Below are 15457 nucleotides of genomic sequence, written 5' to 3'. Positions count from 1 at the left end.
GAGGGCAACGCGCGGGCAGCGGCGCTGCCCGGCAAGTCAATGTCAACTCCGTTGTAACGGTGTGTTCTTGATGTGGCGAGCCGCCTCCCGTGCGCCACCTCTTCCGTGATCGCCTCGCGTTTCATCCCTTACCCCCCACCGACTCATGAAACAGGTAGCCATGTTCCGCGTGGAAGAGAACAAACCTGCCGCGTCCGACATCGCGCCGCGTGACTCCGTCCGGGCCGGCTCGATCCACCGCACCTCCCGCTCCGAACCCCCGGCCCGGGTGACCCTGGCCGTCTACGCCGCCGACCCCGTGCTGCGCGTGGGCGTCGTCCAGCAGCTGCGGCACCGCCCCGAGGTCGACCTGGTCGACGCCGACGACGCGGACTCGGCCCAGGTGTCCCTGGTCGTCGTCGACCACGTCGACGACGACGTGGCCGCCTTACTGAACCGGCTGCGGCACAACAACGCCACCCGCACCGGCCTGGTGATAGGCACCCTCGGCGCCGGCGGGCTGCAGCGCGTCATCGAGTGCGGTGTGGCGGCGGTGCTGCGCCGTGCCGAGGCCGATCAGGACCAGCTGCTGCGTCTGGTCCTGGCGACGGGCAACGGCGAGGGAATGCTGCCCGGCGACCTGCTCGGCGAACTGCTCGACCACGTCGGCAGCCTCCGGCGTTCCGCGCTCGACCCCGGAGCCCTGTCCCTGTCCACCCTCACCACGCGCGAGGCGGACATGCTCCGCCTGGTGTCGGACGGACTGGACACGGCGGAGATAGCCCGCAAGACCTCGTACTCCGAACGCACCGTCAAGAACGTCCTGCACGAGGTCATCACCCGGCTGCAACTGCGCAACCGGGCGCACGCGGTGGGCTACGCGCTGCGCAACGGTCTGATCTGAGGACCGGCCGGGCGCCCCCGCCGACGACGCCGGGGAACCCCGCGCTGCCCGAAAGCACACCCCGCGCTTCCCCCGGGTGCGGCCCCACCGCCCTGCCGCCGTGCGCGCGGCCGGTGCACGGTGGCGGGGGCACGTCCAGATGCCGCACCAGACTGCGAAGGGGACCGTGATGGAAACCGCTGGCTCCGGCGGGCGGTACCGCCTGGGGAGACTCGGCATGTCACTGCTGCTGGTCGTCCCCCTCCTCGGGGTGACGGCGGCGGCCGGTCCGGGCAGCGCCGAGCCGCGGCCGACGGCCGCGGCGGACGCCGCTCAGACCCGGATCGTGTACGCCGGCACCGGGCACCGCAGTCTCGGCGAGGTCACCACCACCACCTCCAGCACCGCACTGCCCGGCAAGGGTCCGGCCCCCTCCGACGAGGATCCGGCCCACTACGACGTGCAGCCGTCCGCCCTCGGCGACCAACTGGTCTTCGCCAGCCGCCGCGACGAGAAGAACCCGCAGATCTACCTGCGGGCCGCCGACGGTTCGGTACGGCGGCTCACCACCGGCATGGACGCGGCGCACCCCCAACTGACGTTCGACGGGCGGTTCGTGGTGTTCGACGCGGCCGAGTCCGCCGCGGGCGGCGGGACGCAGCGCGACCTGTGGCTGGTGCGCACCGACGGCACCGTCGGCACCGGTCTGTCCCGGCTGACCAACACCCCGGACGACGACGAGGAGGACCCGACGGTCTCCCCCGACGGGAAGCGCATCGCGTACGTCTCCGACGTCGACTCGTCGGCCGGCCGGCAGATCTACGTACGGAACCTGGACAAGGGCATCGCCACCCGGATCACCGACCCCGCGAACGGCACCGCCTCCGAACCGGCGTGGAACCCGGTCGACGACGGCGACAACCGCGACTGGATCGCGTACACCGTCACCACGACCGAGGACGGGAAGTCCGTGCGCCGGCTGCGGATCACGAACCGGACGGTCGACGAGCCGCCCACGAACGGGACGGTCGACGAGCCGCTGTTCGGGGGCGCGAGGGCCGGCTGGCGTGCCCACGGGGCAGCGTGGCTGCCCGACGGGGACGGGCTGGTGTTCCTCAGCCCCGAGACCACCTGTGAGTGCGAGGGCGACTGGGACCACGTGTTCCGGTCCACCGCCCACTCCGACCGGGTCCCCTCGCTGGTGCTCAACGAGAACCGGGACGTCCTCTCGCCCACCTGGCTCGGCCCCCTCGACGGCGGCAGGGCGGTGGTCGAGCGCACCTCCGCGGCCGGCCCGCACGCGGTGACGCTCCAGGACGCCCGGACGGACGGCTCCGACCCCCGCGACCTGGGGCTGACGATCCTCAACGAGGATCCGGAGGCCGACACCAACATCGACGCCGCCAAGGACCCGCTGTTCGATCCCCGGCCCGGCTACGACCCGTGGACCGAACGGCAGAGCTACACGCCCGACGGCCGCCGGATCGTCGTCACCCGTTTCGAGACCAACGCCGCCGGCCAACGGATCCAGCGGATCTGGATGGTGGACGCCGACGGCTCCAACCCGGCGCCCATGAAACTCGAGGGACGCGCCGACACGGACTGGGACACCGACCCGGCGTTCTCCCCGGACGGCAAGTACCTCGCCTTCACCCGGACCTCGCCCGGCGGCGTCGGCGGAACCAGCCACATCCTCATCGCGGACGTCGCCAGCGGCGCGATCACCGGCGAGGTCGTCCCGCCGGACGGAGAGCTCACCGGCCGGGACGCCCAGCCCACCTGGTCCCCCGACGGCACCACCCTGGCCTTCACCCGCGCCGAGGAGATCAACGGGGCCGGCGGCAACAAGCACGTGTGGACCGTGTCGGTGGACGACCTGTCCCAGCAGGACGGCCTGTCCCAGCAGGACGACCTGAGCGAGGAAAACTGCCCGGGCGACTGCGAGGTCATCGACGACAGCCCCGCGTTCTCCCCGGACGGCCGCGGCATCGCCTTCAACCGCAAGAACGGCGCCGGCCGGATCGACGAGAAGAACGGCATCCTGCTGACCTCCCTGACCGGCGACACCTGCCGGGTCCTACTGCCGACCGCCGCCCGCGGCCTGCCCGGCGCCTGCGGCCGGGAGCTGCCGGACACCTCGGTCACCGGCCCGCACCAGCCCCGCGACGCCGCCTGGACCGCCGACGGCAAGGGGCTCGTGTTCAGCTCCCGCGCCGCGGTCGCGGTCAACAGCCCCGAGAAGCTGAACCTCCTCGACATCGCCTCCGGTGACGTCACCGCGCTCACCGGCGACCTCGCGGGCCGGCAGAAGGAACCCGCCGTCCAGCAGTCCGTGGACCTCGCCGTCCGGGCGCCCGGCACCGCCCCGCGGGTCACCGTCGGCGACACCACCACGGTCACCGTGGAGGTGGTCAACAACGGCCCCGCCGCCTCCCCCGGCACCCGCCTGACCGTCGCCCCGCCGGCCGGCGTGCGGGTCACCCGGATCAGCCGTCCCGGCGGTACCTGCGACGCCGCCTCCCTCCAGTGCGACCTCGACGTGGTGGAGCCCGGCACCACCGTCCCGGTGGACGTCACGCTCACCGGTGTCGTCCCCGGCGACGCGCCGGTCGGCTGGTCGGTCGACGGTACGGTCATCGACCCGCGGCCCAGCGACAACGCGGGCCGGACCGTGGTGCCGGTGGCCGAAGCCACGCCGACGCCCACGCCCACACCTACGCCGACTCCGACTCCGACGCCCGCGCCCCCGACTCCCACGCCGCCCGCGACCCCGACCCGGACGCCGACTCCCGCGGTGCCTCCGGAGCCGGCGGAGCCCGAGGCCGGTCCCGGGGTGCGGGTCGCCGCCCAGCCGAACCCCGGCTACGTCGGCGGGCGCGTCGTGGTGACGTACACCGTCCGCAACGGCCGCAACGCGCTCGCCACCGGACTGCGGCTGCGCGTCGGCCTGCCCGCGGGCATCCCCGACAGCGGGCGCCCGGCCGGCTGCGACCGGAGCTGGGTGTGCGCGCTGCCCGACCTCACACCGGGCGCGAGCACCGTCGTACGGGTCGTGCTCAGCCCGGACAAGGCGATGACCGGCCAGGTCACCGGCGTGCTCACCACCACCGGCACGGACGCCGACCGGAACGACAACACCGCCCGGCAGCGGCTGCGCGTCCTCCAGCCGCGCATCGTCGCGGTGCCGGAGATCGGCAGGCCCGGCTTCGTCACCTCCGTGCGCGGCGAGGACTTCCCGCCGGGAGCGCCGGTGCGGTTCACGTGGAAGCCGGGGATCACCGCGGCGGCGGCGCCGACCGTCCCGCTGGCGGACGGCACGTTCACCGGCCAGCTGCTCATCCTCGCCAAGGACCAGACCGGACCGCGCGTCATCACGGCCAGGGGCCCCGGATTCTCCCCGGTGAGGACCGACTTCCTGGTCGTCAACGGCAGCGTGCAGCCGCCGGACGAGGTGACCCGCCGGTGATCCACGAGGTCGACGAGGGGCTGCGCCGGCTGCTCGCCGGAAGTGGTCTGGAGGCGTCGGGCGTCGACGTGGTCTTCGACGCCCCCACCCGCGACTGGGCGGCGCGGCGCAGCGCCCCGACCGTCTGCGTCTTCCTGTACGACATCCGGGAGGACGCCCTGCGGCGCGGCACCGGCGCCGGGGAGGTGTACGACGAGGACGGGCACCTCGTCGCACGGCGCTCCCCGCCGCGCTGGTTCCAGCTGACGTACCTGGTCACGGCGTGGGCGAGCCGCCCGCAGGACGAGCACCGGCTGCTGTCCCAGGTGCTCGGCTCCCTGGTGGCCCACGACGTGCTGCCCCCGGACCTGCTCACCGGCTCGCTCGCCGAACTCGGCCTGACCGTGGGCCTGGACACCGCCGGGACCGGGATGGACGCCCCGGCCGCCGCCGACGTGTGGTCGGCGCTCGGCGGGGAGCTGAAGGCGTCCCTCGGGGTCCGGGTACGGGCACCGCTCGCCGGGGTGACCAAAGCCGTCGCGCCGCCGGTCACCGAAGGCCTCGTCGTGCGCTCCGCCGCCGCGCGCGAGGGCGCTGCAGCGAGCCCGGGACGCCGGCTGCGCTACACGGAGGCGAGCGACCCGGGCCCGGACGGCTTCACCGGCCCGCGCGAACGCCCGCCGGCCCCCGCCCGACGCCGCCGCAAGGGAGACCGCCAGCCGTGACGCACACCGTGGAACCCGCACTCGACGGCGGCCACGCCGGGGGAGGGGGCACCGACGCCGATGTGCCCTCCGCCGGCCCCGACGCCCTCTGGGCGCGGCTCGCAGCGGTCGAGAGACGGGTGCGGGAGGCCGTGGCGGTGCGGCGGCACGCCGATCCGGATCCCGACGACCCCTACCGCGGCCAGTACCTCACGCCGGAGGCGGCGGCGCGGATCCTGGACGAGCCGGGTGGGCTCGACGCGCCCGCGCAGGGGCCCTGGCAGCCGCCGGCCCGTTCCGTCCCCGGCACGCTCGCCCGGCGGTTCGGGCTGTCGCCGCTGGACCTGGACCTGCTGCTGGTCGCCCTGGTGCCCGACCTGGACGCCCGGTTCGAGCGGCTCTACGGCTACCTCAACGACGACCTGACACGCCGCCGGCCCACGGTCGGGCTCGCACTGGAGCTGTGCGGGCTCGGCGGCGCGTCGCCCGCCCGGTTCCGCCTCGCCCCCGGGGCCCCGCTGATCGCCCGCGGCCTGGTGGAGGTCACCGAACCGGAACGGCCCCCGCTCTCCCGCGTCCTGGTGGTCCCCGACCGGGTCACCGGCCACCTCCTGGGCGGCACACAGCCCGACGCCCGGCTCGCCGGTGTGCTCGGCGAGGTCCTCGAGGACCCCACCGCCGAGGCCGCGGAGGTCCGCCGGGCGGCGGCCGCGGCCGGGACCGGCATCGGCCTCGTCCATCTGCGCAGCCGGGGCGGCGACGCCGGTGGACTGGCCGCCGCGGCCCTGCGCCTGGCCGGTCTGCGCCCGCTCGTCCTGGACACGGCGGCGCTCGCCCGGCGCCCGGCCGACGTGCCGGCGCTGGCCCGGGTGATCGCCCTCGAAGCCCGTCTGACCGGCGCCGGTGTGGTGCTCGGACCGCTGGCGGAGCTGCCCGGGGAACCCGCCGAACGGGCCCGCACGCTCAGCGCGCTCTGCGCCGAACTGCGGGGCATCCCCCTGTTCACGCACGGCACGACGGGCTGGGACCCGCTCTGGGCGGCCGACACCCCCGTCGTCCTGACCGTGCGGGCCCCTTCCCCGGACCGCCGGGCCGCCCGCTGGCGGCACGCGCTCGCCCGGGCGGCCGGGGTGACCGGTGGGGCCGTGACCGGTGGGGCCGAGGGCCTTCCCCGGGCCGCCGCTGCCGCGGAGCCTCCCGGCCGGGAGGCCGGTGCCGCCGGGTTCCTCGACCGGGCGGCCGGCGAACCCGCCGCGACCGGAACCGTCGGCCGCCCGGCCCCCGGTGACGTCGTCCCGGTCGGCGACGTCGAGGAGCTCGCGCAAGCCGTCGCCGCGCACCGGCTGGACGCCGGGCAGCTGTACCGGGCCGCCGACGCGGCGGTGCGCACGGCCGCGCTCGACGGCCGTCCCGTCGGGCCGGACGATCTGCGTGTCGCCGTACGTGCCCAGAACGGTGCCGGACTGGACCGGCTCGCCCGGCGGGTGGAGCCGGGCGTCGGGTGGGACGACCTGGTGCTGCCGCCCACCACCCACCGGCGGCTGCGGGAACTCGCGCTGCGCGCCCGCCACCGTGAGCAGGTGCTCGGGCAGTGGGGGATGCGGCCCGGCGGCGGCCGGGGGCGCGGCGTCATCGCGCTGTTCGCCGGCGAGTCGGGCACCGGCAAGACCATGTCCGCCGAGGTCGTCGCCGCGGACCTCGGCATGGACCTGTACGTGGTGGACCTGTCCACCGTGGTGGACAAGTACGTCGGGGAGACCGAGAAGAACCTGGAGCGCATCTTCACCGAGGCGTCGGCGGTCAACGCGGTGCTGCTCTTCGACGAGGCCGACGCGATCTTCGGCAAGCGCTCGGAGGTGAAGGACGCGCACGACCGGCACGCCAACATCGAGTCGGCGTACCTGCTCCAGCGCATGGAGTCGTTCGACGGGATCGCGGTGCTGACCACCAACCTGCGGGCCAACCTGGACGAGGCGTTCACCCGCCGCCTGGACGTGGTCGCGGACTTCCCGATGCCGGACGCCGGCCGGCGCCTCGCCCTGTGGGACCGGTGCCTGGGCGACCGGCTGCCCCGGGCCGACGACCTCGACCTCGCCTTCTGCGCCGACCGCTTCGAACTGGCCGGCGGCTCGATCCGGGCCTGCGCGGTCACCGCGGCCTACCTGGCCGCGGAGGCGGACGGCCCGCTCACGATGCGGCAACTGGTCACGGCGGTCGCCCAGGAGTACCGCAAGCTCGGACGCCTGGTCCTGGAGAGCGAGTTCGGTCCGTACACGGCGGAGGCCGTGGGCGTGTGAGGCGCCGGGACCGTCAGAGACTGGCGGTCTTGAGGATGTGGGTGGCGATCACCTGGAACTTCCGCAGCTGGGCCTCGATCTCGGCGGCGTAGTCCGGTGCGTCGACGGTGACGGGGTAGTCGGTGCCCTTGGCGCGGTAGTGCGCGGTGATCTGCCGGTTCCCGGCGAACCGCAGCGCGACGCCCTCCGGCCAGTCCCTGAGCAGCAGGAGGGGACCGTACGGTTCGAACCACCGGGGAAGCACCAGGGAGGTGAACCCGCCCGGGCCGGGAGGGATCCGGTCGGACGGCACGTCGGACTCGTAGGACCCCAGGTGCGGGCCCTTGGTGAGGACGTCGGCCCCCGGCCTGCCGACGATCGCCATCGCCGTGTTCTGGGTCCGGTCCTGGAGCAGCGACCGGTACTGGGCCACCGTGTCCGCGTGGGACTCCGCGAGCAGCCCGGCTTTCTTGTTGTTCAGCACGGCCGAGGCCAGCATGCGGAACATGCCCTCGTCGCCCGCGGCGGCCTCGCGGACCTCGGCGAGCTCCGCCTCGCTCAGCGCGGTACCGGGAACGTCCTCGGCCATCTCACCGAGGATCATGTCGTCGTCCACGGGACGCTCCATGGCCACGCTGAAGCTGCCCCGGTCGCGTGCCGTCAGCGACTCGTCCACCACGTCCCGGATGTCCGCGGCGGAACCGCCCCCGCGCGCGTCGAGCACGTTCACCGCCAACGCGGTGCTGTCCCCCTCGTCGTTCGAGCCGGTGAAGGCCGTCCCCTGGCGGGACAGGGTCCTGCGCCCCAGGATCCCGCTGCCGTTGATGGAGTGGACCAGGTCGATCATCGCCGCGATGCGCCCGACCTCGATGACGAGCTCCTCGGCGTCCTTCACCTGCAGGGGCACGTCGGCGGTCAGCTTCGGCGCGTAGCTCAGCACCAGCCGGCCGGTGTCGGTGAGGAGATAGTCCAGTCCGGCGTCCTGGACGACGCGGGCCGGATCGGCCACCTCCGCGCCGCCGACGAGGACCGCCCGCTGGACCGCCGCCTCCCCGGCGACGGCGGCGGCGGGGTGCTCCGGGCCGGCGGTGCGCACTGGAACCGGCCCGGCCATCACCCGGCGGGCAGTGGCCTCGGCCTCGCGCTCGAAGCGGTCGCCGGGATCGCTGATCCGCAGGCCCGCGCCGTCGTCGGCGCCGGCGACCGGCCCCCGGCGCTGCTGGACGACATGGGTGAGCTCATGGGCGAGGGTGTGCTTGTCCGTTCCGCTCCGGCCGAGGACGACATGGCTGCCCGAGGTGTACGCCCGTGCTCCCACCGAGTCCGCCGAGGCCGCCGCCTCGGGGCCCGTGTGCACCTGCACGTCGTGGAAGGACTCGCCGAGCCGGGCCTCCATCTCCGTCCGGAGCGCGGGCTCGAGCGGCCGGCCGGGCGTGCTCAGGACGTCGTGCACCGCCGAGCGCTGCACCGGCGCACCGTGACCGCAGTCGGCGGTGTGCTCGTGCCGCTCCTCCGCCACCATGCGCGCCACCACCGCGTTGCCCACGGCACGTTGCAGGGCCGGCAGCCCCGCGGGGGACGGACCGCCCGTGAGGGCCGTCCGTTCGGCGGGCGGCGCCGTCCGGGCCTGCGCCCGGCCCGTCCGGCCGGCCCTCTGCGGTTCTTCACGGGCACGCATGCGCTGTCCTCTCCACGGATCCCCGGCCCTCCAGTCGAGCGCGCGGGCCGGCGGGGCGTCCAGGGCCGTGAGGGCAGTACGGGGGCAGAGGCGGGTCCCGCCCGGACGGTCAACGCGGGCAGTCCGGAAAGGCAGCGGTCTTGCCCCTGTCCAGGTCCGCCGGTCCCTGCCGCCCCGCCCGGTGCGCCGCGCAGACTCGGCCTGGACACAGGTGACCGCAAGGACGTTAAGGAGCGAGCATGCCGACGTACCTCACCCCGGGCGTGTACGTGGAGGAGGTGCAGTCCGGTGCCCGGCCGATCGAAGGGGTCGGCACGGCCGTCGCCGCGTTCGTCGGCTTCGCCGGGAAGGGCCCGTTCCACGCGCCGACGCTGGTCACCAGCTGGGACCAGTACGCGCAGCTGTTCGGCGGCTTCACCGAGGGCACCTATCTGGCCCACGCGGTCTACGGGTACTTCGCCAACGGCGGCGGCGCCGCGTACGTGGTGCGCATCGGCGGGTCCGCCGAGGACACCTCCGCCCCGGCGGCGGGCAACGGCCGGCCGAGCGGAGCCGGCCGGGCCGCGCAGCCGGTGGAGCTCGGCGGCTTCCTGATCGCGGCCAGGCCGGGCGTGACCGGGGTGTCGGTGGAGATCGCCGACGCGGACGGCGAGAACCCGCCGGAGGACCGCTTCAAGGTCCTGGTCCGCCGCGGCGACCAGGTGGTGGAGACCTACGAGGCCTCCACCCGCAAGAACGTCAAGGGGTACCTGGTCACCCAGGCCCGTGCCTCCGCGCTGATCGAGGTCACCGAGCAGCGCGGCGCCGGCCAGACCAAGCCCGCCGCGCAGACCGTGGCGGTCCCCGACGCCCCGGGCGTCCCGGCCGTGAACGGCTCCGGCGAGCCGGCCCGCATCGACCCCGCCGAGTACGTCGGCGACGCGGCGGCCCGCACCGGGTTCGGCGGCCTGGAGACCATCGACGAGATCACCATGGTCGCGGTGCCGGACCTGATGGGCGCCTACCAGCGCGGTGACATCGACGCCGAGGGCGTGCGCACCGTGCAGCTCGCCGTCATCTCGCACTGCGAGCAGATGGGCGACCGGGTGGCCGTGCTCGACGCCCCGCCCGGGATGTCCGCCCAGCAGGTGCGCACCTGGCGCAACGACGAGGCGGGCTACGACTCCCGCTACGCCACCCTGTACTACCCGTGGGTGCGGGTCTTCGACCCGGCCCTCGGACGCAACACCACCGTCCCGCCGAGCGGTCACGTCGCCGGTGTGTGGGCGCGCAGCGACGCCGAGCGCGGCGTGCACAAGGCGCCCGCCAACGAGGTGATCCGCGGCGCGGTCGACCTGGAGCTGCGGCTCAGCAAGGGCGAGCAGGACCTGCTCAACCCGATCGGCGTGAACTGCATCCGGGCCTTCCCCGGCCGCGGCATCCGGATCTGGGGCGCCCGCACCCTCTCCTCCGACCCGGCCTGGCGCTACCTGAACGTGCGCCGTCTGTTCAACTACCTCGAGGAGTCCATCCTGCTCGGCACCCAGTGGGTGGTGTTCGAGCCGAACGACGACCGCCTGTGGTCGAGCATCCGGCGCAACGTCACCGCGTTCCTCCAGGAGGAGTGGCGCCGGGGCGCGCTGTTCGGCCGGACCGCCGCCGAGGCGTTCTACGTGAAGTGCGACCGCGACAACAACCCGCAGGAGTCCATCGACCAGGGCCGGGTCGTCTGCGAGATCGGCGTCGCGCCGGTCAAGCCCGCGGAGTTCGTGGTGTTCCGGCTGGCCCAGTTCTCCGACACCACCAGCCTCATCGACGAGTGACCCGCGGGTCCGCAAGGGAAGGTTGACAGACAGACATGGCAACGGGCGACGCTCTTTCCACCCACGTCTTCGGCGTGCAGCTCGGCGGGTACCTGGTCGAGTCGATCCAGGAGATCAGCGGCTTCACCGTCGAGGAGGATGTCGTCGAGGTCAAGCAGGTGACCTCGGAGGGCAAGCAGATCATCCGCAAGCAGCCGGGCGCCCGGCAGGCCGGCGAGATCACGATCACCCGGGGACTCGACCAGAGCAGCGAGTTCACCAACTGGATCAAGGAGACCCTGAACAACGGGGCCGTGAACTCCGCGCGCCAGAACCTCACGATCGAGATCAAGGACACCGAGGGCACCACGGTCCGCCGCATCCAGCTGCTCCAGGGCTGGGCCTCCAAGTGGGAGGGCCCGTCCCTGAAGGCGGGCGAGTCCTCCCCGGCCACCGAGTCCGTCACGATCGTGTTCGAGGAGATCGTCGTCGAATGAGGCGTCGTACGGTGACGGCGGGCAACCTGGAGGAGCTCCTCCAGGCGACGGCGCCCGCCCCGGCGGCGGAGCAGACGGCGGCCACCCCGGCCGCCGCCCCGCCGCGCCGGGAGGACCACGGACTGCGCACCGAGTTCGAGTTCGAGCTGCCGCGCGGCTACGTGGACGACGAGGGCACGGTGCACCGGCACGGCACGATGCGCCTGGCCACCGCCCGCGACGAACTGCGGCCCCAGATCGACCTGCGGGTCAAGGAGAACCCGGCGTACCTGAGCGTGGTGCTGCTGAGCCAGGTGATCACCCGGCTCGGCTCGATCACCGATGTGCACGCCGGGGTCGTGGAGCGGATGTACGCCACCGACGTCGCCTTCCTCCAGGACTTCTACCGCCGCATCAACAGCGAGGGCCACACCCGCGCGGCGGTGACCTGTCCGCACTGCGAGGGCGGCTTCGAGGTCGACCTCTCGGGTGGGCGCCTGGGGGAATCGTGACGTACGCGCTTCCCCGGCTCCGGGAGGAGATCGCGTACGTCGCCTACCACTTCCACTGGCAGCGCGAGGAGATCCTCGACCTGACCCACGGCGAACGCCAGCAGTGGGTGGCCGAGATCGCCCGTATCAACACCCGCATGAACGAAGGCGGTTGAACACATGGCATGGCGGGACAGGCTGCGCCGCCGGGCCGCGGGGCCGTCGGCGGACGGCCGGTCCGGCACGGGCGGCACAGGCGTGGACCGGGGCGCGAACGGCGTCCCGGCCGCCGCCGTGCCCGCCGACTGGGACGGCGGCTGGCGCCGCACCGCCGCACCACGACTCACCGTCTCCCGCGCCCCACTGGGCGTGAGTGACGGCCTCTCCTTCCGCTCGGGTCTCGCCGCCTGGCAGAACCCGTCCTTCGACGGCGGCCTCGGCCACGCCCTGCTGCCCGACGCCCCGACCGGCCTGGTGCGGGGGGTCACGCGTCCGGCCGCCCCGCAGGCCACCGGCAGCGGCGGGGGGCCGCTGCTGCTCCGTGCGGTACGGACGGAGGGGGACGGCCCGCAGGGCGGTGCGCCGGACGCGGTGCGGCCGGACACGGCGCGTGCGGATACGGCGCGTGCGGACGGTGCGGCGTCGGCCACGCCGGTCGCGCGCCGGATGCGCTCGTCCGGTTCGGGGTCCCCGGGTTCTGGGTCTTCGGGTTCGTCGTCCTCGGGCTCGGCGTCCTCGGGCTCTGTGTCTTCCGGTTCCAGGGCCTCCGGACCCAAGCCGTCCGGTCCGGCATCCTCCGGTCCGGGGGCGTCCCACGGCGGCTCAGGCGGTGCGCGGGCGGCGGGCACGGGGTCCGGGGCGGAGACCGTGGCGGCTCGTTCCGCTTCCACCGACGGCACCGCCGGCGATTCCGGCACGGGGAGGCCGGGCGGCGCCCCGCAGACCCGCGGCATCACGTCCACGACGTCCCCCGCCGTGCTCTCCTCGTCGGCTCCCGCTGTGCAGCGGGCCGTGACACCGGGCGGCACCCCGGTCGTGGCCCCCTCCGATTCCGGCCGCCCGTCGACCACTCCGCCGATTCCGCTCGTACGACGTGTCTCCGTGGTCCCCGGTGCGTCCGCCGGGGGAGCCGGTGCCCGGCCCGCTTCCGGCGCCCCTTCCTCTTCCTCGTGGACATCCTCCGAGGGGCGCGGTGCGAACCCCGGGTCCGCGTCCGGGCCGTCCGTGCAGCGCACCGCCGCGGGGGCGTCGCCCGAACGGAGCGGCGGCCGACCGGAGGCGCCCCGGACCCCCGATGCCGAGGCGTCCCGCCCGGTCGCCCGGCCGCGGCCGGTGGGACCCCGGCTGACCGTCGCCCGCCGCGTGGCCGTGCCCGTACGCCGTGTACCCGCCCTGCGCCCCACTGCTGCCCCCGCCCCCGCCTCCGCCCCTGCGCCGGGCGACGCCACGACCTCCGACCCGTCCGGCTCGGCCGCCCCCGCCCCGACCGCACCGGCCGGTCCCCAGGCACCCCCGGCCGCCCCCGTCCAACGCGCGGGCGGCCGACCGCCACTGGGCGCCCCGCTCACCGAACTGCCGCACACGGCGACACCGTTGGCGAAGGACGCTCCCGCCGTACCCGCCACGGGGCCCGCTTCCGGCCCCGCGCTTCCCGTCGTCCAGCGTCAGGCCGAGGACACGGCCGGCACCTCGTCCGCCAACGGCGTGCGGGGGACGGCCCCGAGCACCGGCCCCGACATCCCTGCCTCGGACCCGGGTCCCGTTCCCCGGCGATCCGGTGCCCGCGCCCGCGGCGGTCTGGGCGCGCCCCTGCCCGCGCTGCCCCTCAGCGCCGACCTGCCCGGCGCCACCGCGTCCGGCGCCCGGGGCCCCCGTACGACCTCCGGCGCCCGGACGCCCGCGGAGGCGTCCCCGGCACGGGGAGGGGGCGCGGCGGCCGCCCCGCTGCTGGGGACCGTCGGTGTCCAGCGCAGCCTCACGGATCAATCCGCCACATCGAGCACGCCGAGCGCACCGAGCACCCCGTCACCCGGTCCCGCGGGTCCTCACGGCAGCGGGCCGGCCACGCCGCTGGTGACGCCGGTTCCGGCCGCCGCGTCCCCGGGTCCGGCACCGGAAGGCCCGGCCGGGAACGCCGTACGCCCCACGTCGGCGTCGGCGTCGGCGTCGGCACCGGCCGGACCGGGCCCGGGTCCCGTCGTCGCCCGTGCCATGAGCCCTGCCGCGGGCGCGACCACCACGGGCGCCCGCACCACGGCCGGGGGCACGGCCAGCGCAGGCTCCACTGTCAGTGGCCCGGGGACCATCCGTCCCACGGTCAGGAGCACCGCGGCGGCCCAGCCCGCCGCCACAACCACCCCCCGCACCACCCCCGTGGCCCCCCGCACCCTCGCGCTGCTCCCCGCCCGCCCGCTCAGCCTCAACACCCGGGCCCCCGAAGGCGCGGCACCGGCGGCCGCGTCCCGCAGCGGCGGTGGCCGTCCCGTCGTGGCCGCGCGCTGGACCACGGCCCCGGCCGCCTCCGGCGCCGGCCCCGCAGCGTCCACCGGCGCGCCCACGCGCCCGGTGCCCGCCCCGTCCCCGGGTTCCCCGGCGACCCCGCCGCACGTCCAGCGGGCCGTGACGACGCACCGGCCGCAGGACCCGGGTGTGCGGCGACCGGACCCTGCGGTACGGGCCGGCGGACCGGCCGGCCCTCGGAGCACCGCCACCGGTCCTCGAAACACCGCTACCGGCCGGCGCGTCCCCGTCGTCAAGCCCGAACCGCCCCGCACGGCTCCCGGTACGGCGGCCGCCCCCGCACCGGCGCGGTCCCTCCCCGTGACCGCCCTCCAGACGGCACCCCTCGCCCACGGCCCGTCGGCCACGACGGCACCGGCGCCGGTGGGACCCGTCCCCGTGGTCCGCCCGAGGGCCGTGCCGCCGGGACCGGCGGCAGGCGGGGGAACCGGCCGCGGGGCGGCCCCGGTCCAGCGCGACACCTCCCCCGCCGGTGACCTCGCCGTGGCCAAGGGCGTACCGGTCAAGGCCGTACCGGCCGAGTCGGGCCCGGAGCGTGCCCGTTCGTCTTCGGTCTCCGCCGCCGGCGACCTCGCGGTGCCCGGGGGCCGCGGCAGGGGCGCGGACCGGTCCGCCGATTCGCCGCAGAACCCCGGCGCCGACCTGGACGACCTGGCGCGTCGCCTGATCGACCCGCTGGCCCGCCTGCTGCGCACCGAACTGCGGCGCGGCCGGGAACGTACGGGCCGCCCCTACGACGGACGCCGCTGAGGGCACGGCACGGAACGGATGACGGACTGATGACGGACAACATCTTCGCGAGCAGCGTGTTCTTCCAGCTCACGATCGGCGGCAACGACCTGGGCGCGTTCAACACCTGCTCCGGCATGGGCGCCGAGGTGGAGATCGAGAGCTACGCGGAGGGCGGCAACAACGGCTTCGCCTGGCAGCTGCCCGGCCGCGTGACCTGGTCGAACATCACGCTCACCCGGCCGGTCACCGCCGACACGGCGAAGATCGGCCGCTGGCTGGACGAGACGCTGAAGCGGGTGCAGCCCAAGGACGGCGAGATCGTGGCGCTGAGGCCGAACCTCAGCCGGATCATCAGCTGGCAGGTGTTCGGGATCGTGCCGGTGCGCTGGCAGGGCCCGTCCTTCGACCCCAGCAACTCGCAGGCCGCGGTGGAGACCCTGGAGATCGCCTACGAGGGGTTGCGCCCCTCCTGACCCGGTCCCGCCGACCGCC

Annotated in this window: 12 protein-coding genes; 10 read left to right on the top strand and 2 right to left on the bottom strand. The window is 75.2% G+C overall.

What is annotated here, in order from left to right; all coding sequences use genetic code 11:
* The first annotated feature begins 160 nt into the window (after positions 1-160).
* The 4 genes from ACFY3N_RS02605 (at position 161) to ACFY3N_RS02590 (ending at position 7308) form a co-directional block, all read left to right on the top strand.
* A complete protein-coding gene (locus tag ACFY3N_RS02605) occupies positions 161-883 on the top strand; it encodes a LuxR C-terminal-related transcriptional regulator (RefSeq protein ID WP_390814813.1) in 723 nt (240 codons plus the stop codon).
* A 217-nt stretch (positions 884-1100) separates the two neighbouring features.
* The gene (locus ACFY3N_RS02600) at positions 1101-4328 is read left to right on the top strand and encodes a hypothetical protein (protein ID WP_390814812.1); all 3228 of its coding nucleotides are present in this window, start codon (positions 1101-1103) and stop codon (positions 4326-4328) included.
* A complete protein-coding gene (locus ACFY3N_RS02595) occupies positions 4325-5032 on the top strand; it encodes a DUF4255 domain-containing protein (protein WP_390814811.1) in 708 nt (235 codons plus the stop codon). The genes ACFY3N_RS02600 and ACFY3N_RS02595 overlap by 4 nt, the downstream gene beginning before the upstream one ends.
* Positions 5029-7308, top strand: coding sequence for an ATP-binding protein (locus tag ACFY3N_RS02590; RefSeq protein ID WP_390814810.1), 2280 nt, complete (start codon positions 5029-5031; stop codon positions 7306-7308). Before ACFY3N_RS02595 ends, ACFY3N_RS02590 begins: the two co-directional genes overlap by 4 nt.
* A 13-nt stretch (positions 7309-7321) precedes the next feature.
* On the opposite strand, the gene ACFY3N_RS02585 is transcribed toward ACFY3N_RS02590, so the two are convergent.
* Positions 7322-8965, bottom strand: coding sequence for a DUF4157 domain-containing protein (locus ACFY3N_RS02585; RefSeq protein WP_390814809.1), 1644 nt, complete (start codon positions 8963-8965; stop codon positions 7322-7324).
* Positions 8966-9204: 239 nt separating this feature from the next.
* Between ACFY3N_RS02585 and ACFY3N_RS02580 the strand changes: the two genes are divergently transcribed.
* From ACFY3N_RS02580 to ACFY3N_RS02565, 4 genes are read left to right on the top strand one after another with little or no spacing between them, the layout of a single operon-like run.
* The gene (locus ACFY3N_RS02580; RefSeq protein ID WP_390814808.1) at positions 9205-10767 is read left to right on the top strand and encodes a phage tail sheath family protein; all 1563 of its coding nucleotides are present in this window, start codon (positions 9205-9207) and stop codon (positions 10765-10767) included.
* Positions 10768-10802: 35 nt separating this feature from the next.
* Positions 10803-11243 (top strand): phage tail protein, encoded by a 441-nt coding sequence (locus ACFY3N_RS02575; RefSeq protein WP_217128024.1) that lies wholly within the window; start codon positions 10803-10805, stop codon positions 11241-11243.
* Positions 11240-11734, top strand: coding sequence for a hypothetical protein (locus ACFY3N_RS02570; protein ID WP_390814807.1), 495 nt, complete (start codon positions 11240-11242; stop codon positions 11732-11734). The genes ACFY3N_RS02575 and ACFY3N_RS02570 overlap by 4 nt, the downstream gene beginning before the upstream one ends.
* Positions 11731-11889, top strand: a complete 159-nt coding sequence (locus tag ACFY3N_RS02565; RefSeq protein ID WP_217128022.1) for a DUF6760 family protein — start codon at positions 11731-11733, stop codon at positions 11887-11889. Before ACFY3N_RS02570 ends, ACFY3N_RS02565 begins: the two co-directional genes overlap by 4 nt.
* A 1869-nt stretch (positions 11890-13758) precedes the next feature.
* On the opposite strand, the gene ACFY3N_RS02560 is transcribed toward ACFY3N_RS02565, so the two are convergent.
* The gene (locus ACFY3N_RS02560; RefSeq protein WP_390814806.1) at positions 13759-14070 is read right to left on the bottom strand and encodes a hypothetical protein; all 312 of its coding nucleotides are present in this window, start codon (positions 14068-14070) and stop codon (positions 13759-13761) included.
* Positions 14071-14533: 463 nt separating this feature from the next.
* Here ACFY3N_RS02560 and ACFY3N_RS02555 point away from each other — a divergent pair, with 463 nt between their 5' ends.
* Positions 14534-14983, top strand: a complete 450-nt coding sequence (locus ACFY3N_RS02555) for a hypothetical protein (protein ID WP_390814805.1) — start codon at positions 14534-14536, stop codon at positions 14981-14983.
* Between the two features lie 29 nt (positions 14984-15012).
* Entirely contained in the window at positions 15013-15438 is a 426-nt protein-coding gene (locus ACFY3N_RS02550; RefSeq protein ID WP_361737385.1) for a phage tail protein, read from the top strand.
* Positions 15439-15457: the final 19 nt, after the last annotated feature.

Origin of the sequence: Streptomyces sp. NPDC000348 (assembly GCF_042898795.1) — a bacterium.
In the GTDB taxonomy this organism is placed as follows: domain Bacteria; phylum Actinomycetota; class Actinomycetes; order Streptomycetales; family Streptomycetaceae; genus Streptomyces.
Note: the sequence above shows the minus strand (reverse complement) of the source record. Positions and strands in the feature narration are given on the sequence as shown.